The sequence below is a fragment of the Nocardiopsis sediminis genome, assembly GCF_042650565.1.
Taxonomy (GTDB): Bacteria; Actinomycetota; Actinomycetes; order Streptosporangiales; family Streptosporangiaceae; genus Nocardiopsis_B; species Nocardiopsis_B sediminis.
Genome location: NZ_JBHSBH010000004.1, coordinates 70,482 through 90,894, shown reverse-complemented (window position 1 = coordinate 90,894; position 20,413 = coordinate 70,482). Strand labels below are relative to the sequence as shown.

The window sequence follows — 20,413 nt, the reverse complement described above, 5'->3', positions numbered from 1 at the left end:
CCGCCACCGCCTACTCCGCGGTCGCGGCCGCGGTCTCCTGGGCGCTCAGCTTGGCGAGCGCGGCCGACAGGCGCCGCTGGACACGCTCGCGCCCCAGCAGCTCCAGGGACTCGAACAGCGGCAGGCCGACCGTGCGCCCGGTGACGGCCACGCGGACCGGGGCCTGCGCCTTGCCGAGCTTCAGCCCCAGCCCGGTGCCGACCTCCTCGACGGCGGCCTTGAGCGGTTCGGCCTCCCAGGCCAGCCCGGGGTCGGCGAAGCGCTCCAGGGCGGCCGTCAGCATCTCGGCGCCGACACCGGGCTTCATCGCTTTGGCCCAGCTCTTCTCGTCCTCGACCGGCTCGTCCAGGAAGAGGAAGTCGACGTTGGGCACGATCTCGGAGAGCACCGTCACCCGGCTCTGCGCCAGCGGCGCGATCGCCCGGAACACGGCGTCGTCGTAGTTCTCCGCGGGCCACGGCGCGGCATCGGGCGCCAGCCACGGCCGGCAGCGCTCGGCGAACTCCTCGGGGCTCAGCGCGCGGATGTACTCGCCGTTGAACGCCCGCAGCTTCCTCTCGTCGAAGAACGCGCTGGAGCTGTTCACCTCGGAGATCCGGAACAGGGGCTCCATCTGAGACCACGGCATGATCTCGCGGTCCTCGCCCGGCGCCCAGCCCAGCAGCATGAGGTAGTTCACCATCGCCTCGGGCAGGTACCCCTCGTCCTGGTAGGACTCCAGGGCCACCTTGTCGCGGCGCTTGGACAGCTTCTGGCGCTTCTCGTTGACGATCACCGGCAGGTGCGCCCACCCGGGCGGGGTGTGGCCGAGCGCCTCCCACAGCAGCTGCTGCTTGGGGGTGTTGGAGAGGTGCTCCTCGCCGCGGATCACCTCGTTGATGCCCATCTCGACGTCGTCGACCACGTTGGCGAGGACGAACAGCGGGGAGCCGTCGGCGCGGGCGATCACGAAGTCCTCGATCGAGCTGTTGTCGAACTCGACCCGGCCGCGGATCTGGTCGTCGACGACGGTGGGTCCGCCGTCGGGCACCCGGAAGCGCAGCGCGCGCCCGGCGCCCGGTTCCAGGCCGCGGTCGCGGCAGAAGCCGTCGTAGCCCAGGTGCGGGTTGTCGCGCCGCTCCTGCACCTGCTCGCGGGTGCAGTCGCAGAAGTACGCCTTGCCGTCCTTGTACAGCCGCGCGGCGGTCTCGCGGTGCTTGTCGGCGTAGGCCGACTGGAAGTAGGGGCCCTCGAAGTGCGGGTCGTCCTCGCTGATGCCCAGCCAGGCCAGGGCCCGGATGATGCCCTCGGTCCACTCGGGCCTGTTGCGGGCGGCGTCGGTGTCCTCGATGCGGAGCACGAACTCGCCGCCGGATCGCTGTCGGGCCAGGGCCCAGTTGAAGAGCGCGGAGCGCGCGCCGCCAACGTGGAACATGCCGGTCGGGGACGGCGCGAAGCGCACGCGAATCGAAGTCTCAGTCACGTTCCCAGCCTACCGACGCCGCCACCCGGCCACGTGGGCGAACGCAGGGGCGGCCCGCGCACCGCCCCCGGGCCCGGTCAGTCGCGGGTGACGACCCGGTTGGTGAGGTCGCCGATGCGCTCGACGGAGACGGTGACCTCGGAGCCCACGCGCATCGGGCCCACGCCTGCGGGGGTGCCGGTGAGGAGCACGTCGCCGGGCAGGAGGGTCATGAAGGAGGTCACGTAGGCGATCAGCGCCGGGATGTCGTGGATGAACGACGACGTGCGCCCGTCCTGCTTCAGCTCGCCGTCGAGGGTGGCGGTCACCCGCAGGTCAGAGGCCTCCTCCAGGGTGAGGCCGGTCTCGATCCAGGGGCCGATCGGGCAGAAGGAGTCGAAGCCCTTGCCGCGCGTCCACTGCTTGTCGCTCTTTTGGAGGTCGCGCGCGGTGACGTCGTTGGCGCAGGTGTAGCCGAAGATGACGTCCTTCGCGCGCTCGGGCGGCACCTCCCGGCACACCCGGCCGATGACGATGGCGAGCTCGGCCTCGAAGTCGACCCGCTCGGAGATCGCGGGGTGGAACACGGGGTCGCCGGGGCCGGCCACCGCGGTGGAGGGCTTGAGGAAGACCACGGGCTCGTCGGTGGAGGCGCCGGTGATGTCCTGCATCTCCGCGACGTGGTCGGCGTAGTTCTTGCCGATGCACACGACCTTGCTGGGCAGCACCGGCGACAGCAGCCGGACGTCCTCCAGCTTCGCGCGCTCGCCGGTGAGCCGGAATTCGCCCATGAGCGGGTGCCCGCTGATCCGGGACACGAACAGCTGCCCGCTGTCGCCGTCGCCGTCGGTGTCGGTGTCGATCAGACCGAACCCGACCTCGTCGCCGGACGAGAATCTCGCGATGCGCACGTTGTCCCCTACCTGTCTGCCTGTCCATTGCGGAATCCGATGACCTCAGGCTATCGAGGGGGCTGCCCGCGCCGCGGACCGCCCGAGGGGAACGTTAGCCCGCCGCCGCCCCGGGTAGCGGGGGCGGCGATGGCGCGGGCACACCGATGTGCGCATGAGGACGAACCCCCGGCCGTGGCTCCGCGGCGCCCGCTGCCGGGCGGCCGCGCGGGACGGGTACGGAGGTGCGGGCATGGCCGACATAACCGTGGCCATCGACGTCGAGGTCCCGTGCCGCGTCGCCTACGACCAGTGGAGCCGGTTCGAGGAGTGGCCCGATTTCATGCCCGATCTGAAGGGCCTGGAGCGGCCCAACGACGTCCACCTCCGGTGGATCATCACCGTCGACGGCCGGCCGGTGCCGTTCGACGATGTCATCACCCAGCAGGTCCCCGGCGACCGGATCGCCTGGCGCACCGCCGACGGCGACACCGGCCACACCGGCTTGGTCACCTTCCGACCCACCGGTGAGAGCTCGTGCCGGATCACGTTCCAGCTGACGACGTTCCCCGAGGGCGCGGCGGAGCAGTTCGGCGACCAGCCCGGCGTGGAGAAGGGCCGGGCGGTACGGATCCTGCGGAACTTCAAGAAGCACATCGAGTCCACGTGGCGGCCCCCTGTCTGACAGCGGGCCGGCCCGCCGCGACGAGGAGGTGCCGAGTGGCCGACGTGAGTCTCGCCGTCGACGTGGCCGTCCCGGCCCGCGTCGCCTACGACCAGTGGAGCCGGTTCGAGGAGTTCCCGGAGTTCATGCCCACGGTGCTCTCGTTCGAGCACCCCGATGAGACCCACCTCAGCTGGACACTGCTGGATTCCACCGGCCGGGAGCAGAGGATGCACGCCGAGATCACCGAGCAGGTGCCCGGCGAGCGCATCTCCTGGCGCAGCACCGACGGCGGCTTCGCCGGGATCGTGACCTTCCGGCCGACCGGCGCGCGGAGCTGCCGGGTCACGCTCCAGCACAGCACGCTCCCCGAGGGCGACAGGGGGCAGTTCGGCGACGAGCCGGGCCTGGAGAAGGAGCTCACCCGGGTCAACCTGGAGAGCTTCAAGAAGCACATGGAGTCGACGTGGCCGCCCCCCGAGTGACGGCGGCGCCGGGGCGTGCCCGGCGCGGGGGCGGCCGCCGCCCCCGGGCGACGTGGGCCAGACTGGTGCCATGAGCATCGTGAAGTTCAACGTCCTGACGGTTCCCGAGGACGCCCGGGCGACGCTGGAGGAGCGCTTCGCCGGGCGGGCCGGGCTGGTCGAGAACCAGCCCGGGTTCGAGGAGTTCCAGCTGCTGCGGCCGGTCGAGGGCACCGACCGCTACCTGGTCTACACCCGCTGGCGCGACGAGGAGTCGTTCCAGAACTGGCTGAAGAGCGACGCGTTCCGGCACGGGCACGCCCAGGCCGCCGCCGGCCGTTCCGAGGGCTCCGCCCCGGCGGGCCACGGCCATGGGCACGGCCATGGCGGTCCGGCCGCCGCGGCGAGCGAGCTGTGGGGTTTCGAGGTCGTGGAGCACGTGACGGCCGAGAACTGACGCCCCGCTGCTGACGGGACCCGGTCGCGGTACCGGGCCCGGCCTGCCCCAGGGCGCCCCGGCGGATCCCGCGGACGGATCCGCCGGGGTCGCCTCCTCCCGGTGAACGCCTGTTTCTGGAATGCTGTTACCACCCGGTACCCCAGACCAGAAAGGCTTTCCGGTTGTCCACGCCCGCGCCGGACACGGCACGAGAACGGCGTCCCCGGGGGCGCCACCGACGCCGCTGGTCACTGGAGTCCCTGCTCGGCCTCGCCGTCATCCTCGCGGCCGCCGGGCTGCTCGTGCTCGAACGGACCGAGCCGGAACCCCGGCCGCACGGCCCCGGGGAGCGCGCCGCGGCCGCAGAGCCCGAGGCCCCGCCCTCGGAGCCGCCCCCGTTCGAAACCCCGGTCCTGCTGCGCTCCGTCGTCGACGAGGTGCGCGAGGGCAGCGGGAACCTCGAGGTGGTCGAGGGCGAGGGCGAGCCGGTCGGCGACGGCGTCCTGCGGCGCTACCTCGTGGAGGTCGAGCGGGGCCTGCCCGGCGACCCCGAGGACTTCGCCAACGCCGTCGAGCAGATCCTCGGCGACGACGACCGCGGGTGGCCCGCCGACGACGACGTCGCGCTCCAGCGGGTCGACTCCGGACCGGTGGCCTTCCGCGTCACCCTGGCCGCCCCGAACACCACCGATGAGCTGTGCACCCCCCTCCGCACCGGCGGCTTCCTCTCCTGCTCCCAGGACGACCGGGTCGTCATCAACCAGAACCGCTGGGTGAGCGGGGTGGAGCACTTCGGCGGCGACCTGGAGACCTACCGGACCTATGTGGTCAACCACGAGGTGGGCCACGCGCTGGGCCACGGCCACGTGAACTGCACCGGCCGCGGCGACCCCGCCCCGGTGATGCAGCAGCAGACGTTCGCCCTCAACGGCTGCGAGCCCAACGGCCTGCCCTTCCCCTGATCCGCGGCGTGCCCGGCGGCGCCGGCGCGCCGGCCGGGGGCCTCACGGCTGCGGTGGGGCGCCGCGGAGCAGCCCGTAGGTGAGCGCCTGCTCCAGCGCGATCCATGACGCGTCGATCACGTTCTCGCCCACGCCGACCGTGGTCCACTCGCCGCGCCCGTCGCCGAAGGTGATGAGGATGCGGGTGATCGCGTCGGTCCCCGACGCGCCTTCGAGGATGCGGACCTTGTAGTCGGTCAGCTCGAAGCCGTCCAGCGCCGGGTGGGCGCCCTCAACGGCCGCGCGCAGGGCGCGGTCCAGCGCGTTGACGGGTCCGTTGCCCTCGGCGGTGGCGATGACGCGCTCGCCGCCGACGTCCAGCTTCACCGTGGCCTCGCTGATGCCGCCGCCGTCGGCCCGCCGCTCGGTGATCACCCGCCAGGACTCCGCGGTGAAGAAGCGCGCCGGGCGGCCCAGCTCCGCGCGCAGCAGCAGCTCCAGGGACGCGTCGGCCGCCTCGAAGCTGTAGCCGTCCTGTTCCATGCGCTTGACCCGGTCGACGACGCGCCCCAGCAGCTCGCGGTCGCCGCCCAGGTCGACGCCCATCTCCTTGGCCTTCAGCTCCACCGATGCGCGCCCCGCCATGTCGGACACCAGCATCCGCATGTCGTTGCCCACCAGGGCCGGGTCGATGTGCTGGTACAGGTCGGGGTCGACCTTGATGGCCGACGCGTGCAGCCCCGCCTTGTGGGCGAACGCCGACACCCCCACGTAGGGCTGGTGGGTGGCGGGGGCGATGTTCACCAGCTCGGCGATGGCCTGGGAGACCCGGGTGGTCTCGGCCAGGCAGCCCGCGGGCAGGACGTCGCGGCCGTGCTTGAGGGCCAGGGCCGCGACGACGGAGAACAGGTCGGCGTTGCCCACGCGCTCGCCGTAGCCGTTGGCGGTGCACTGCACGTGGGTGGCGCCGGCGTCGACCGCGGCGAGCGTGTTGGCGACCGCGCACCCGCTGTCGTCCTGGGCGTGGATGCCCACCCGCGCCCCGGTCGCCTCGCGCACCTCGGCGACGATGCGGCCGATCTGCGCCGGGAGCATGCCGCCGTTGGTGTCGCAGAGGACCACGACGTCGGCGCCCGCCTCGGCCGCGGTGTGCACCACGGCGGTGGCGTAGCCCGGGTCGTACAGGTGGCCGTCGAAGAAGTGCTCGCAGTCGACGAAAACGCGCCGCCCGTGCTCCCGCAGGTGGGCGACGGTGTCGGCGATCATCGCCAGGTTCTCGTCCGCGGTGGTCCGCAGGGCGCGTTCGACGTGCCGGCCGTCACTCTTGGCGACAAGGGTGACGACCGGCGCACCGGAGTCGCGCAGCGCGGCGACCTGGGGGTCGTCGGCCGCCCGCACACCGGGACGGCGGGTCGCGCCGAACGCGGTGAGCTGCGCGTGCTTCAGCGTGAGCTCTCGTGAAGCCCGCTGGAAGAACTCGGTGTCCTTGGGGTTCGCGCCCGGCCAGCCGCCCTCGATGAAGCCCACGCCGTACGCGTCGAGCAGCCGCGTGATCGCGATCTTGTCGGCGACGGTGAGGGCGATGCCCTCGCGCTGGGCGCCGTCGCGCAGGGTGGTGTCGAAGACGTGGAAGCCGTCGTCTGGCATGGCGGGATCTCCCCCAGGTGGACATGGTCGCTGGTGTGCCGTCGCCGGCCGGCGGGGCCATCGGGCAATAAAAAAGACCCCTCGTGGACACGAGAGGTCGGCGCGCCGGCGGGGTCCGTGATCAGCCGACGCGCCTCACGATAATCGTCATGTGAGACGGCACGGTGTCAGTGTGCCACAGGGGGTCGGCGAACCACGAGTTCACGGGGGTGGCGTCTCGCATGCTGATACGGGAAACACCCGGATCCGGACACCGGGGGCACACCGGGCGGGGTACCGCCCGGCCGGTGCGGCCCGGCCGGGGTTCCGGACGGGCCGCGGGCGGTCAGGGAGCCGCAGCCGGGGTCACCCGATGCGGTGCACCCAGCCGTGGGTGTCGGCGCGGGTGCCGTACTGGAGGGCGACGAGCTCATCGCGCAGGAGCATGGTCATCGGGCCGGGCGAGCCGTCGCCGATCGCGTACTCGCCGTGGGAGCTCTTGACGTGGCCGACCGGGGTGATGACGGCGGCGGTGCCGCACGCGAAGACCTCGGTGAGCTCGCCGGATTCGGCGGCGGACCGCCACTGGTCGATGGACAGCCGGCCCTCCTCGACCTGGAACCCCAGCTCGGGGATGAGCTTGAGCAGGGAGTCGCGGGTGATGCCGGGGAGCAGGGTGCCGGTGAGCGCGGGGGTGAGCACGCGGGCGGAGTCGCCCGAGCCGAAGACGAAGAACAGGTTCATCCCGCCCATCTCCTCGACCCAGCGGTGCTCGACGGCGTCGAGCCAGACGACCTGATCGCAGCCCTGCTCGACCGCCTGGGCCTGGGCGAGGAAGCTCGCGGCGTAGTTGCCGGCGAACTTTGCCTCGCCGGTGCCGCCGGGCGCGGCGCGGGTGTAGTCCTCGCTGAGCCACACGGTGACCGGCCGGACGCCGCCGGAGAAGTAGGCCCCCGAGGGGGAGGCGATGAGGACGAACAGGTAGCTGCGCGACGGGTTGTTGACCCCGAGGCCGACATCGGTGGCGAACATGAAGGGCCGCAGGTACAGGCTGCTGTTCTCCTGCGTTGGGACCCATTCGGAGTCGTGTTCGAGCAGGGTGGAGATGGCGCCGAGGAAGAGGTCCTCGGGCAGCTCCGGCATGGCCATGCGGCGGGCGCTGCGGTTGAAGCGCGCGGCGTTGGCGTCGGGCCGGAAGGTGGCGACGGAGCCGTCGGGGTGGCGGTAGGCCTTCAGGCCCTCGAAGATCTCCTGCGCGTAGTGGAGCGCCGCGGTGGCGGGGTCGAGCGTGATCGGGCCGTAGGCCTCCAGGCGGGGGTCGTACCAGCCCTTGCCCTCGGCGTAGCGGATGGTGACCATGTGGTCGGTGAACACGGTGCCGAACCCGGGACTGTCCAGGAGCTCCGCTCGCTCCTGCGGGGTCTTCCGCTGGGAGGAGAGCCGGATGTCGAACGTCAACCCGCTTGTGGTGGTGCTGCTGTCCATGGGTGGTCAAGTCCTCTCGGGTGCATCAGGCCGGCAGCACTGCCGACCTGCAATCTAGTGTGACGGAAGGGCGCACCCGGGGGGTAGGGCCGTGTCCTGCCTGTGGACAGACCTTGGCTAGGAATGGCGAAGGGCGCGCCGTGTGGGCACGGCGCGCCCGCTGCGGCATGACCGCCCCATGGGTCCCCATGGAAGCGGTGTCCGCCCCGGCCGCGCCGATCGTTCCAGCAGGGCCGAGGCGTCGTGGCTCAGCCCTGCTCGGCTACTCGGCGGGCGATGTCGTCGCCGATCCGGGCGGTGGAGCGCTCGCCGCCGTCCTTCGCCCGCGCCTGGAGGTCGTCGGCGACCGCGCGCTCGATGCGGCGGGCGGCGTCGGGCAGGCCCAGGTGGTCCAGGAGCAGCGCCGAGGACAGGATGGTGGCGGTGGGATCGGCGACGCCCTGCCCGGCGATGTCGGGGGCCGAGCCGTGGACGGGCTCGAACATGCTGGGGGAGGCGTTCTCGGGGTTGATGTTGCCGCTGGCGGCCAGGCCGATGCCGCCCGCGACGGCCGCGCCGAGGTCGGTGAGGATGTCGCCGAACAGGTTGTCGGTGACCACGACGTCGAAGCGCCCCGGCTGGGTCACGAAGAACATGGTGGCGGCGTCGACGTGCAGGTAGTCGACCGCGACCTGGGGGTACTCGGCGCCGACCTCGCGCACCACGCGCTGCCAGAGCTCCCCGGCGAAGGTGAGCACGTTGTCCTTGTGCACCAGGGTGAGCTTCTTGCGCGGGCGCTGCGCCGCCTTGGCGAAGGCGTAGCGGACGACGCGCTCGACACCGAAGCGGGTGTTGACGCTGTCCTGGGTGGCGATCTCGCCGGGCGTGCCCTTGCGCATCACCCCGCCCATGCCGGCGTAGGGGCCCTCGGTGCCCTCGCGGACGACGAGCATGTCGATGTCCTCGGGCACGGTGCCGGCCAGCGGCGTGGCCACACCCGGGTAGAGGCGCACGGGCCGCAGGTTGACGTAGTGGGCGAAGGAGAAGCGCAGGCGCAGCAGCAGGCCGCGTTCCAGGACCCCGCTGGGCACGCTGGGGTCGCCCACGGCGCCGAGGAGGATGGCCTCGTGGCCGCGCAGCTCCTCCTCGACGGAGTCGGGCAGGGTCTCACCGGTGGCGTGCCAGCGCTTGGCGCCCAGCTCGTATTCGGTGGTCTCCAGCGCGAGATCGTGCGCGGGGGCGGCGGCGGAAAGGACCTTCAACCCTTCGGCGACGACCTCGGGGCCGATGCCGTCGCCGGGGATGACGGCCAACTTCACAGTGCGCTCAGCCATATAAGCCCAGCCTCTACTTCGGTGGTGGTCTCGGTGGCGACCGGCGCCCAGGGAGGCGGGCACCGGCTCGGCCGACCTCTGACGTCTCACATGATGAGACCAGAGGGAACGGTGTATGAGACGACTTTAGCGTTCCGCCGCGGCGCCCACCCCGCCGACCGGCGCATCCGCGCACAGCGGGGCATCCCCGGAGCGGAGGCCGGGGAGGGGACGGCTTCGTGCGTCAGCCGTCGGCGCCAGCGGGCAGGCCGCCGTTGTCCCGGCGGTCCAGGGCGTCCTGGAGCGCGCGGGCGGTCTCGTCGTCGGCGTCGGCGCGGGACGTGGTGAGGTCGTACATGGGGTTCCCCAGAGTCGAGGCGTGGTGGTAAAGCACGGAGCCGCGGGGCACGAGGCGGCAGGGCCCTTCGGCGGGGTGCGGGAACGGATGCGCGCCGGGCCCGGTGGGATCGCCGTACCGGTCGGCGCCCGCCGCGCCGTGCGGTGTGCCGGCGGCGGAGCGGCGTGCGCGGGCGTTCCCCCCGCCCTGCCGGGCCCGCGGGTTCGGCGGTCCGGCGGCGGGGCCAGTGTGATCACTGTTCGCCCATCTCCTAGGACGACAGACTATCGGATGTCCGAGTATTCGCATAAAACACCCCGGGCAACGCGCGGGGCCGCCCGCACTCACCTGCGCGGACGGCCCCGGTGTCGCGGAAGGGTGCTAGTCGAGGTCGACCTGGCGGGTGGTCTCGGCCGAGATCTCGGTGGAGATCGCGCCGAGCGTGGCCTCGGGGATGCGGGAGTCGACGGTCAGCGTGATCAGCGCCTTGCCGCCCTCCTGGTCCCGGCTGACCTGCATGCCCGCGATGTTGACGCCGGCGTCGCCGAGCAGCGCGCCCACGGACCCCACGATGCCGGGGCGATCGTCGTAGGACAGGAACGCCATGTGCTCACTGAGCGTGATCTCCATGGTGTAGCCGTTGAGCGCGACCAGCTTCTCGGTGTGCCGGGGCCCCGACAGGGTGCCCGAGACCGATACGTTCTGGCCGTCGGGCAGCACCCCGCGCACCGTGATCAGGTTGCGCCAGTCGGAGTGGTCCTCGCTGGTGACGAGGTTGACCTCGACCCCGCGGTCCTTGGCCAGCAGCGGTGCGTTGACGAAGGTCACGGCTTCCTCGACGACGTCGCCGAACACGCCCTTGAGCGCGGCCAGCTCCACGACCTTGACGTCGTGCACCGCGATCTCGCCGCGTACCTCGACGTCGATGCGGCTGGCCACGCCGCCCGCGAGGGCGGTGAAGATGCGGCCGAGCTTCTCGGTCAGCGGCAGCCCCGGCTTGACCTCCTCGGCCACCGCGCCGCCCTGGACGTTGACGGCGTCGGGGACGAACTCGCCGGACAGCGCCAGCTTCACCGACCGCGCCACCTGCGTGCCGGCCTTCTCCTGCGCCTCGTGGGTGCTGGCACCCAGGTGCGGGGCGACGACGACGTTCTCGAACTCGAACAGCGGGCTGTCGGTGCAGGGCTCCTTGGCCCACACGTCGATGCCGGCGCCGCCGACGCGCCCCTCCTTGAGTGCGCGGTAGAGCGCGTCCTCGTCGAGGATCCCGCCGCGCGCCGCGTTGATGATCCGCACGTCCGGCTTGACCTTGGCCAGCGCGTCGTCGCCGATGAGGCCGAGGGTGTCCTTGTTCTTGGGCAGGTGGATGGTGATGAAGTCGCTGCGCTCCAGCAGCTCGTCCAGGGTGACCATCTCGACGCCGATCTGCGCGGCGCGGGCCGGCTGCACGAACGGGTCGTAGGAGATCAGCCGGGTGCCGAACGCCGAGAGCCGCTGCGCGACCAGCGCGCCGATGCGGCCCAGGCCCACCACGCCCACGGTCTTGTCGTAGAGCTCCACGCCGGTGTACTTGGAGCGCTTCCACTCGCCGTTGATGAGGGCGTTGTGCGCCGGCGCGGTGTTGCGCGCCGAGGCGAGCAGCAGGTTGACGGCCTGCTCGGCCGCGCTGACGATGTTGGAAGTGGGGGCGTTCACGACCAGCACGCCGGCCTTGGTGGAGGCCTCGACGTCGACGTTGTCCAGGCCGACACCGGCGCGCGCCACCACCTTGAGCCGGGGGGCGGCGGCCAGGGCCTCGGCGTCGACCTGGGTCGCGCTGCGCACGATGAGGGCGTCGACGTCGGCGAGGGCCGGCAGCAGCTGGGAGCGGTCGGCGCCGTTGGTGTGGCGGACCTCGAAGTCCCCCTCCAACAGGGCGAGGCCGGCGGGCGAGAGTTCTTCCGCGACGAGTACGGCGGGCTTGGGCACAGCGAGATCCTTATACGGGTTGCGACGTGGACGCACCGGGGGCGGCCCCACGGCGGGGCTCGGTGGACTGTCCCCGGAAGTCTAGTGCGGTGGTGGGGAACGCGAGCGGAAAGGGTGGGGGTGGCCGGTGCCGCCGCGTTCGCCCCGGACCTGCCGACGGCGGCCCGCCCCCGGCGGAGGCGGGCCGCCGGGGTGATCAGCCCTTGAGCCAGCTCATCAGCGGGCGCAGCTCGGCGCCCACCTTCTCGATCGGCTCGTTCTGCTCGGCCTCGCGGCGCTTGAGGAAGTTCGGCCGGCCGGCGTCGAACTCCGCCACCAGCTCGCGGGCGTAGCTGCCGTCGCGGATCTCGCCGAGGATGCGGCGCATGTCCTCGCGGGTCTGCTCGGTGACCACGCGCGGGCCGCGGGTGTAGCCGCCGTACTCGGCGTTGTCCGACACCGACCAGTTCATCTTGGAGATGCCGCCCTCGTACATGAGGTCGACGATCAGCTTGACCTCGTGCAGGCACTCGAAGTAGGCGACCTCGGGCTGGTAGCCGGCCTCGGTGAGGGTGGTGAACCCGGCCTTGATCAGCTCGGAGAGGCCACCGCAGAGGACGGCCTGCTCACCGAACAGGTCGGTTTCGGTCTCCTCGGTGAAGGTGGTCTTCAGCGCGCCGGCGCGGGTGCCGCCGATGCCCTTGGCGTAGGACAGCGCGAGCTCCCAGGCGCCGCCGGTGGGGTTCTGCTCCACGGCGACCAGGACCGGGACGCCGCGCCCCTCCTCGAACTGGCGGCGGACCAGGTGGCCGGGGCCCTTGGGGGCGACCATCGCGACGTCGACGTCGGCCGGCGGGGTGATGAGGTCGTAGCGGATGCTGAAGCCGTGGCCGAAGAAGAGGGCGTCGCCGGCCTTGAGGTGGGGGGCGATCTCGTTGGCGTAGAGGTCGCGGTGGATGTGGTCGGGGACCAGGATCATGATCAGGTCGGCTTCCTGGGCCGCCACGGCGGGGGTGACGACGCGCAGGCCGGCCTCCTCGGCCTTGGCGCGGCTGCCGGAGCCCTCGGCGAGGCCCACGCGGACGTCCACGCCGGAGTCGCGCAGCGACAGCGCGTGCGCGTGCCCCTGGCTGCCGTAACCGATCACGGCGACCTTGCGTCCCTGGATGATGCTCAGGTCGGCGTTGTCGTCGTAGTACATCTCTGCTGCCACTTCGGCTTACTCCTTGTCGATGGCTGGGCGGTGGCCGGTCCGGCAGGGCGGCCGGGCCGACGGAAGGTGGTCGGCGGGGTTCCGGGCGGCCGGAGCGGTCAGGCGCTCCGGTCGATGGCGCGCAGCGAGCGGTCGGTGATCGACCTCGGCCCGCGGCCCAGCGCGACCAGCCCGGACTTGACCAGTTCCTTGATCCCGAACGGTTCGAGGTTGCGGATCAGCGCGTCGAGCTTCTCGGGTTTACCGGTGGCCTCGATGACGACGACGTCGGGCCCGACGTCGACGACGTGCGCCCGGAACAGTTCCGCGGTCTGGATGACGTGCGGTCGGCTGCCGGCGTCGGCCTTGACCTTCGCGAGCAGGAGTTCCCTGCGCACGGAGGCGTCGTTGTCCATCTCGACGATCTTGATGACGTTGACCAGCTTGTTGAGCTGCTTGGTCACCTGCTCCAAGGGGTGGCGGTCGCAGTTGACCACGATCGTCATGCGGGACAGGCCCTCGTATTCGGTGGTGCTGACACTGAGGGAGTTGATGTTGAATCCGCGGCGGGAGAACAGCGCCGAGGCCCTGGCGAGGATGCCCGGGGTGTCTTCCACGAGGACGGAGAGCGTGTGCTGGCTCATTTTCCTAAGTCCGTTGCCCTTCCTTAGAGGCCTGGCGGCCCGTCAGTCCTCGTCGTCCCAGTCGGGCGCCATTTCGCGCGCGTACTGGATGCTGTCGTTGCTGGTGCCCGCGGCGACCATCGGCCAGACCATCGCGTCGTGGTTGACGGTGAAGTCGACGACAACCGGGGCGTCGTCGACGGCCATGGCCTTCTCGATGGTGGCGTCGATGTCCTCGGCCCGCTCGCAGCGGAGGCCGACACAACCGTACGCCTCGGCCAGGCGGACGAAGTCCGGGATGCGGACCTTCTCGTCTCTGGGCGCGGTCTGGAGGTCGGTGTTGGAGTAGCGGCCCTCGTAGAAGAGCGTCTGCCACTGGCGCACCATGCCGAGGTTGCCGTTGTTGACGACGGCGACCTTGATCGGGATGCCCTCGACGGCGCAGGTGGCGAGCTCCTGATTGGTCATCTGGAAGCAGCCGTCGCCGTCGATCGACCACACGGTCCGGCCGGGGTCGCCGACCTTGGCTCCGAGTGCAGCGGGCACCGAGAAGCCCATGGTGCCCAGGCCACCGGAGTTGATGAAGGAACCGGGCTTCTCATAGCCGATGAACTGGGCCGCCCACATCTGGTGCTGGCCGACCCCCGCCACGTAGGCGGCGTCGGGTCCGACGATCTCGCCCAGGCGCTGGATCACCTGCTGCGGGGCGAGACTACCGTCATCGGGCGCGTCGTAGCCCAGCGGGTAGGTGTCGCGCAGCCGGTTGAGCTGTGACCACCAGGCGGCGTAGTCGCCCTGGCGGCCGGCGGTCTGGTCGTTGCGGACGGCCACGACGAGGTCGGCGATGACCTCGCGGCAGTCACCGACGATCGGCACGTCGGCGTGGCGGTTCTTGGAGATCTCGGCGGGGTCGATGTCGGCGTGGACGATCTTGGCGTCGCGGGCGAAGCTGTCGAGTCGCCCGGTGACCCGGTCGTCGAACCGGGCGCCCAGGGCGACGATCAGGTCGGCCTTCTGCAACGCGCCCACGGCCGAGACGCTGCCGTGCATGCCGGGCATCCCCAGGTGCTGGGGGTGGCTGTCGGGGAAGACGCCGCGGGCCATGAGCGTGGTGACGACGGGCAGCCCGGTGAGCTCGGCGAGGACGCGCAGCTCCTGGCTGGCGCCGGCCCGCAGGACCCCGCCGCCGACGTAGAGCACGGGGCGGCGCGCTTCGGCGATCATCCGCGCGGCCTCGCGGACCTGCTTGCCGTGCGGTTTGCTGACGGGGCGGTAGCCGGGCAGGTCCAGGCGCTGGGGCCAGGAGAACGCGGTGGTGGCCTGGAGGGCGTCCTTGGCGATGTCGACGAGCACCGGCCCGGGGCGTCCGGTGGAGGCGATGTGGAACGCCTCGGCGATGGTCCGGGGGATGTCGGCGGCGTGGCGGACGAGGTAGTTGTGCTTGGTGACCGGCTGGGTGATGCCGCAGATGTCGGCTTCCTGGAAGGCGTCGGTGCCGATCGCGGGGCCGGCGACCTGGCCGGTGATCGCGACCATCGGCACGGAGTCCATGTGGGCGTCGGCGAGCGGGGTGACCAGGTTGGTCGCGCCGGGCCCGCTGGTGGCCATGCAGACACCGGGGCGGCCGGTGGCGTAGGCGTAGCCCTCGGCGGCGTGACCGGCGCCCTGCTCGTGGCGCATGAGGATGTGCCGCACCGCGGCGGAGTCGTACAGGGGGTCGTAGGCCGGAAGGATCGCACCGCCGGGGATCCCGAAAACCACGTCGACACCGGCATGCTCCAGTGACCTGATGAGCGATTGGGCTCCGGTCATCTGCTCGGTCATCACAAGATCCTTTGGAGGGTCGTCGTCGGGTGTGCCTGGCAACAAAAAACCCCTCACCGCCGGGATGCGGTTGAGGGGAGCGCGCAGCGAATGACCCGGTCAGACGGCTGCGCGCCGACCAAGTACGAGAATGAGGAAGAAGTTGCTCTGCACGCTGTCAACTTTGGCCGAGGACGGGTCACCCGTCAACTGAAACACCACTTTGTCTCACGTTGTGAGATGTGACGCTCAGCATACGATTTCTATGCAGGTCGCGCCGGACCGGCGAACATCCACGTCGCACGCCTGAAACACGGGGAGACGCCCGGGGCCGCCACCGGCGGCCGGCGAGCGTATACCGTACACCGGCGCTGACCACCGGATTCCCCGGCACCCCCGCCCGGGGCCAGCGGAGGCCGCACACGGACCCCTAGCCGCCCCCTACAGCGCGATCTCGGCCTCGCCGCCCACCAGCGCCTCGACGCCCCCGGCGACCATCGGGCGCGCCACCAGGAACCCCTGCCCGTACCCGCAGCCCATGGAGCGCAGCTGCTCCAGCTGCTCCGCGCGCTCGATGCCTTCGGCGATGACCTGCATCCCGAGGTCCTGGCCCAGCCGGATGATCGTGTGGGTGAGCAGGGTGACCGTTCCGTCGGAGCCGAGGTCGCGGATGAACGACGGGTCGATCTTGATCGCGTCGACCCGCAGCTGGCGCAGGTGCGCCAGCGACGCGTAGCCCATGCCGAAGTCGTCGATCGCCAGCCGGACCCCCAGGCGGCGCAGCTCCGACAGGCGCTCCACGGCCTCGCCCGGGTTCTCCAGCAGCACCTCCTCGTCGACCTCCATGGTCAGCACCCCGGCGGGCAGCCCGCTCTCGGCCAGGACACCGGCCACGGTCTCGACGAACCGCGGTTGCAGCACCTGCTTGACCGACAGGTTCACCGACAGCGCGATGTCCCAGTCGGAAGCGCGCCAGAGCGCCACCTTCGCGCACGCCTCGCGCAGGATCCACTCGCCCAGCGGCACGATCAGCCCCGACTGCTCGGCGGGCCCGATGAACACGTCGGGCATCACCAGCTCGTCGCCGCGCCGCCAGCGCACCAGCGCCTCGACCGCGGTCACCTGCGAGCTCTCCAGGTCCACGACCGGCTGGTACTCCAGCAGGAAGTCGCCGTTGGCCAGCGCCTGGCGCAGCTCGGTCTGCAACTCCAGGCGGCCCACCACCTGGGCGTGCATGTCGGCCGCGTAGATCTCCAGCCGCCCGCCGCCGCCCTGCTCCTTGGCGCGCGCCATGGCCATGTCGGCGTTGCGCAGCAGCTCGCCGCTGTCCATCCCCCGCTCGGCGAAGGCCACCCCGGCGCTCGCGGTCAGCACGACCTCGCGGTCGGCCACCTGGAACGGATCGGCGCTGATGACGCGGGCCAGCCGCTCGGCGAGGTCGACGACCTGCTGGGCGTGGGCGCTCTCCTCGATCAGCACGGCGAACTCGTCGCCGCCCCACCTGGCCAGCGTGACGCCGGAGTCGGTGGTGGCGCGCAGCCGCCGTGCGGCCTGCGCCAGCAGGTAGTCGCCGAAGGTGTGGCCCGCGGAGTCGTTGACCGCGGTGAAGCCGTCGAGGTCCAGGAAGATCGCGGCGACCTCGTGCGCGCCGCCGATGGGCTCGCGCCGCGCCAGCACCTCGCGCGCCCGCTCCTCCAGGTAGGCGCGGTTGGGCAGGCCGGTGATGCCGTCGTGGAAGGTCAGGTGGTTGACCTGGTCCTCCAGCGCCACCTGGGCGCTGATGTCGCGGGTGGTCACCAGCAGCCGGTCGGGTTCGCCGGGCTGCTCGTAGAGCGAGGCGGTGGACTCGGTATGGCGCCAGGTGCCGTCGCCGGAGCGCACCCGCAGGCGCAGGTGGATCCCCTTGCCCGCCCCGCGCTGGAACTCCGTCATCGCCGCCCCGACCTGCGGCAGGTCCTCGGGGTGCACGATCGCGGTGACGGGCTCGGCCAGGACGTCGTCGAGCCGGTAGCCGAAGGCCTCGGCCGCACCGGGGCTGACGTAGAAGATCCGGGCGTCGAAGTCGAGGATGAGGATGACGTCGCCGCTGTTGCGGGCCAGCTCGTGGAAGTGCTGCTCGCGGGTGTGCACCATGCGGCTCAGGGTGGCGTTCTCCTCCAGGACCCCGCTCACCCGCACCAGCAGCACCACCACCGCCGACCCCGCCGCCAGCGGGAGCACCGGCGCGACGCCCTCCAGGCGCAGCCCGCCGATGGTCAGCACGACCGCCGCGACGGCGAGCGCCCCGGCGGCGGCGATCTCGGGCGCGAACCGGTACAGCCCGCGGCCGGTGATCCGGCGCGGCTCGGCCCCCGCGCGGTCGCGGATCAGCCACGGCAGGCTGGCCAGCAGCGCGAAGCCCAGCAGCCGCACCGGGTACTCGATCCCGCCCGCCGGCGCGACCCCGGTCAGCCGGCTGACCGCGCCGATGAGGTCGGCGCCGCAGATGATGACGAACGCGCCGATCGCCAGCAGGACCGCGCGCCGCGTGCTGTGCGGCGAGGTGGCCACCAGCGGGGCCAGCAGGCACAGCACGGCGATGTCGGCCACCGGGTAGACGAGGGCGAACGCCAGGAACCCGGCCCCCTCGCCCAGCTCGCTGTAGAGCGGGGCGAACAGCAGCAGCCACACCACCGAGAAGACCGCGGCCGCGCAGACGTAGCAGTCGGTGAAGTGCCGCACCGCCGGGCGGACCCCGCGCGGCAGCGGGGCGAACTTCGTGAAGCCCAGGACGAACAGCGGCAGGGCGAAGAGCATGAACAGGTCGCCGAAGGTCAGTGTGACCGCGGCGTTGGCGCTGAGCAGGCCCGTGACCGCATAGGTGACCGACCCGGCGCACCAGGCCAGCGCGGCGAACCCCAGGAAGCGCAGCCCGGCCGCGCCGTCGGCACCGTCGGCGTTGGCCTCGCCGTCGGCCGCCGTGGCGGCGCGGGTGCGCGCGGAGTACAGCAGGGAGACGGCCGCCGCCCCCGCCGCGACGGCGGTCGGCCAGTTGCCCAGGCGCTCGGTCAGCGACAGGCCGCCGTCGACCGTGAGCGTGCCCAGGGCGTAGAGCACCGTGAGGGCGACGATGCCCCCGAGCCAGATACGGGAGTCGGCCTTCATGACCGGCCTCCCCAGGGGGAGCCGGAGCCGGTGCGCGCGTTGTGGGCCCGGTGGCGCCCGGCTGCGGCCGTGGTCGTCATGTCCCGCTCCTCAGGCCGCCCGCCACCGTGCACCCTCGGGCACGCCCATGGGGCTCCTGCCCGCTCAGTCCGCGGGGACGGTCAACGGTGGCGCCTCGCGTCGTCACACGCCCCTCCCTCGTTCCTCGGCCGGACCGTGCCCGCCGGCCCGGCCACCGGCGCGTACGTAGTCACGGATGCATTGCCGGGGCCGTGCCGGGCGCGGCCGGCGCGCAGGTGGGGGGTCCGGGGCGGGCAATGGCCGGTCCGCCCATTGATGTCGTGGCCATCGAAGTGCTGCACCTCCTCAGCCTGGAGGAGCGGGGCGTTCAGGGGACCGGAGCATCGTCGGCCGGTCCGTTCGCGCACCTCAAGATCCCGTCCGGTCAGGCTATTCACCCAATGTCACGCGGAGATAGAGAAGGGGCAGAGACATGGTGACGAAGCGATCACCCAGCGTATCCGCCCCGTGGTGCTCCGCGGTGGCTCTCACCCGGCGGCGAGCCGTTCCAGGATCAGCTCGCGCGCCCGGCCGGCGTCGGCCTGGCCGCGCGTGGCCTTCATCACCGCGCCCACGAGCGCGCCCGCCGCGGCGACCTTGCCGCCGCGGACCTTGTCGGCGATGGCGGGGTTGTCGGCGATGGCCTGGTCGACGGCGGCACCCAGGGCGGAGTCGTCGCTGACGACCTTGAGCCCGCGGGCCTCGACCACGTCATCGGGCTCGCCCTCGCCGTTGAGCACGCCCTCGATCACCTGGCGTGCCAGCTTGTTGGTGAGCGTGCCCTCGGCGACCAGCGCGACGACGCGCGCCACCTGGGCGGGCGTGACCGGCAGCTCGGCCAGCGCGACCTCGGTCTCGGTGGCGCGGCGGGACAGCTCGTTCAGCCACCACTTGCGGGCGTCGGCGGGGGCGGCCCCGGCGTCGACGGTGGCGGCCACGAGCTCGATGGCGTCGGCGTTGACGAGGTCGCGCAGCTCCTCATCGGACAGGCTCCACTCGGCCTTGACGCGGATGCGCTTGGCGGCGGGCAGCTCCGGGAGGGAGACGCGCAGCTCCTCGACCCATTCCGCCGAGGGGGCGACGGGCACGAGGTCGGGGTCGGGGAAGTAGCGGTAGTCCTGTGCCTCCTCCTTGCTCCGGCCCGAGATCGTGCCCCCGGTGTTCTCCTGGAAGTGCCGGGTCTCCTGCACGACGCGCCCGCCGGCGTCGAGCACGCCGGCCTGCCGCTCGATCTCGGAGCGGACGGCGCGCTCGACCGAGCGAAGGGAGTTGACGTTCTTGGTCTCGCTGCGGGTGCCCCACACGCCCGCGCCGCGGGCCATCAGCGAGACGTTGACGTCGCAGCGCAGCGAGCCCTCCTCCATGCGCACGTCGGAGATCCCCAGGGCGCGGACGAGGTCGCGCAGCTCGGCGACGTAGGCCCGGGCCACCAGCGGGGCGAGGTCGCCGGTGTGCTCGATCGGCTTGGTGACGATCTCCAGCAGCGGGATGCCGGCGCGGTTGTAGTCGACGAGGGAGTAGTCGGCGCCGTGGATGCGGCCGGTCGCACCGCCCACGTGGCTGGTCTTGCCGGTGTCCTCCTCCATGTGCACGCGCTCGATGTGCACGCGGAACTCACGGGGGCCCTCGTGGGTGTCGATGGTGACGTCGAGGTACCCGTTCTCGCACAGCGGCTCGTCGTACTGGGAGATCTGGTAGTTCTTCGGCATGTCCGGGTAGTAGTAGTTCTTCCGGGCGAACCGGCACCACGACGCGATCGAGCAGTTCAGCGCCAGGCCCAGGCGGATCGCGCTCTCGACCGCCGTGCCGTTGACCACCGGGAGCGACCCGGGCAGCGCGAGGCACACCGGGCAGACCTGGGTGTTGGGGGCGGCGCCGAACGCGGTGGCGCACGAGCAGAACATCTTCGATGCGGTGCCCAGCTCGATGTGGGTCTCCAGGCCGAGCACCGGCTCGTACCTGCGCATGGCGTCGTCGAACGCCACCGGGGCCGTCGCCCCGCTCGTGGCAGGGCTATTCGTTACCGCGCCAACCATCGCCGCACAACCCGTTTCCGTATCCGAAG

15 protein-coding genes are annotated in these 20,413 nt (G+C 71.8%); 4 read left to right on the top strand and 11 right to left on the bottom strand.

Features of this window, described 5'->3' with window-relative positions; all coding sequences use genetic code 11:
* Positions 1 to 10: 10 nt before the first annotated feature.
* Together gltX and ACFOVU_RS04590 are read right to left on the bottom strand one after the other, a co-directional pair.
* Positions 11 to 1,462, bottom strand: coding sequence for a glutamate--tRNA ligase (gene gltX / locus ACFOVU_RS04595; protein ID WP_378530077.1), 1,452 nt, complete (start codon positions 1,460 to 1,462; stop codon positions 11 to 13).
* A 77-nt stretch (positions 1,463 to 1,539) separates the two neighbouring features.
* Positions 1,540 to 2,352, bottom strand: a complete 813-nt coding sequence (locus ACFOVU_RS04590; protein ID WP_378530075.1) for a fumarylacetoacetate hydrolase family protein — start codon at positions 2,350 to 2,352, stop codon at positions 1,540 to 1,542.
* A gap of 232 nt (positions 2,353 to 2,584) precedes the next feature.
* On the opposite strand from ACFOVU_RS04590, the gene ACFOVU_RS04585 reads away from it, so the two are divergent.
* The 4 genes from ACFOVU_RS04585 to ACFOVU_RS04570 all read left to right on the top strand — a co-directional run bounded on the left by ACFOVU_RS04585 (position 2,585) and on the right by ACFOVU_RS04570 (position 4,860).
* On the top strand, positions 2,585 to 3,016 hold the full coding sequence (locus ACFOVU_RS04585) for an SRPBCC family protein (protein ID WP_378530073.1): 432 nt from the start codon (positions 2,585 to 2,587) through the stop codon (positions 3,014 to 3,016).
* A 35-nt stretch (positions 3,017 to 3,051) separates the two neighbouring features.
* A complete protein-coding gene (locus ACFOVU_RS04580) occupies positions 3,052 to 3,480 on the top strand; it encodes an SRPBCC family protein (RefSeq protein WP_378530071.1) in 429 nt (142 codons plus the stop codon).
* A gap of 70 nt (positions 3,481 to 3,550) precedes the next feature.
* On the top strand, positions 3,551 to 3,916 hold the full coding sequence (locus tag ACFOVU_RS04575) for an antibiotic biosynthesis monooxygenase family protein (RefSeq protein WP_378530069.1): 366 nt from the start codon (positions 3,551 to 3,553) through the stop codon (positions 3,914 to 3,916).
* 164 nt (positions 3,917 to 4,080) lie between these two features.
* Positions 4,081 to 4,860 carry a DUF3152 domain-containing protein gene (locus tag ACFOVU_RS04570; protein WP_378530067.1) on the top strand — a complete coding sequence of 260 codons (780 nt, stop codon included), beginning with the start codon at positions 4,081 to 4,083 and terminating at the stop codon, positions 4,858 to 4,860.
* Positions 4,861 to 4,902: 42 nt separating this feature from the next.
* Here ACFOVU_RS04570 and cimA read toward each other — a convergent pair whose 3' ends face one another.
* From cimA to gatB, 9 genes are all read right to left on the bottom strand, one after another.
* Positions 4,903 to 6,486, bottom strand: coding sequence for a citramalate synthase (gene cimA / locus ACFOVU_RS04565; protein ID WP_378530065.1), 1,584 nt, complete (start codon positions 6,484 to 6,486; stop codon positions 4,903 to 4,905).
* Positions 6,487 to 6,831: 345 nt separating this feature from the next.
* A complete protein-coding gene (locus tag ACFOVU_RS04560; RefSeq protein ID WP_378530063.1) occupies positions 6,832 to 7,950 on the bottom strand; it encodes a branched-chain amino acid aminotransferase in 1,119 nt (372 codons plus the stop codon).
* A gap of 248 nt (positions 7,951 to 8,198) precedes the next feature.
* Entirely contained in the window at positions 8,199 to 9,263 is a 1,065-nt protein-coding gene (locus ACFOVU_RS04555) for a 3-isopropylmalate dehydrogenase (protein ID WP_378530061.1), read from the bottom strand.
* A gap of 697 nt (positions 9,264 to 9,960) precedes the next feature.
* A complete protein-coding gene (gene serA / locus ACFOVU_RS04550) occupies positions 9,961 to 11,547 on the bottom strand; it encodes a phosphoglycerate dehydrogenase (protein ID WP_378530059.1) in 1,587 nt (528 codons plus the stop codon).
* A 196-nt stretch (positions 11,548 to 11,743) separates the two neighbouring features.
* Positions 11,744 to 12,739 (bottom strand): ketol-acid reductoisomerase, encoded by a 996-nt coding sequence (gene ilvC / locus ACFOVU_RS04545; protein WP_378530057.1) that lies wholly within the window; start codon positions 12,737 to 12,739, stop codon positions 11,744 to 11,746.
* A gap of 98 nt (positions 12,740 to 12,837) precedes the next feature.
* The gene (gene ilvN, locus ACFOVU_RS04540) at positions 12,838 to 13,362 is read right to left on the bottom strand and encodes an acetolactate synthase small subunit (protein ID WP_378530054.1); all 525 of its coding nucleotides are present in this window, start codon (positions 13,360 to 13,362) and stop codon (positions 12,838 to 12,840) included.
* A 42-nt stretch (positions 13,363 to 13,404) separates the two neighbouring features.
* On the bottom strand, positions 13,405 to 15,165 hold the full coding sequence (locus ACFOVU_RS04535; protein ID WP_378530052.1) for an acetolactate synthase large subunit: 1,761 nt from the start codon (positions 15,163 to 15,165) through the stop codon (positions 13,405 to 13,407).
* Positions 15,166 to 15,585: 420 nt separating this feature from the next.
* Positions 15,586 to 18,288, bottom strand: coding sequence for a putative bifunctional diguanylate cyclase/phosphodiesterase (locus ACFOVU_RS04530; RefSeq protein ID WP_378530050.1), 2,703 nt, complete (start codon positions 18,286 to 18,288; stop codon positions 15,586 to 15,588).
* 548 nt (positions 18,289 to 18,836) lie between these two features.
* Positions 18,837 to 20,384, bottom strand: coding sequence for an Asp-tRNA(Asn)/Glu-tRNA(Gln) amidotransferase subunit GatB (gatB, locus tag ACFOVU_RS04525; protein WP_378530048.1), 1,548 nt, complete (start codon positions 20,382 to 20,384; stop codon positions 18,837 to 18,839).
* Positions 20,385 to 20,413: the final 29 nt, after the last annotated feature.

Excerpts from the sequence above, each read along its gene's own strand:
- ACFOVU_RS04535 (WP_378530052.1), bottom strand. The coding sequence starts at position 15,165 with ATGACCGAGCAGATGACCGGAGCCCAATCGCTCATCAGGTCACTGGAG.
- ACFOVU_RS04530 (WP_378530050.1), bottom strand. The coding sequence starts at position 18,288 with ATGAAGGCCGACTCCCGTATCTGGCTCGGGGGCATCGTCGCCCTCACG.
- ACFOVU_RS04560 (WP_378530063.1), bottom strand. The coding sequence starts at position 7,950 with ATGGACAGCAGCACCACCACAAGCGGGTTGACGTTCGACATCCGGCTC.
- cimA (WP_378530065.1), bottom strand. The coding sequence starts at position 6,486 with ATGCCAGACGACGGCTTCCACGTCTTCGACACCACCCTGCGCGACGGC.
- gatB (WP_378530048.1), bottom strand. The coding sequence starts at position 20,384 with ATGGTTGGCGCGGTAACGAATAGCCCTGCCACGAGCGGGGCGACGGCC.
- ilvN (WP_378530054.1), bottom strand. The coding sequence starts at position 13,362 with ATGAGCCAGCACACGCTCTCCGTCCTCGTGGAAGACACCCCGGGCATC.
- ACFOVU_RS04585 (WP_378530073.1), top strand. The coding sequence starts at position 2,585 with ATGGCCGACATAACCGTGGCCATCGACGTCGAGGTCCCGTGCCGCGTC.
- ACFOVU_RS04575 (WP_378530069.1), top strand. The coding sequence starts at position 3,551 with ATGAGCATCGTGAAGTTCAACGTCCTGACGGTTCCCGAGGACGCCCGG.
- ACFOVU_RS04555 (WP_378530061.1), bottom strand. The coding sequence starts at position 9,263 with ATGGCTGAGCGCACTGTGAAGTTGGCCGTCATCCCCGGCGACGGCATC.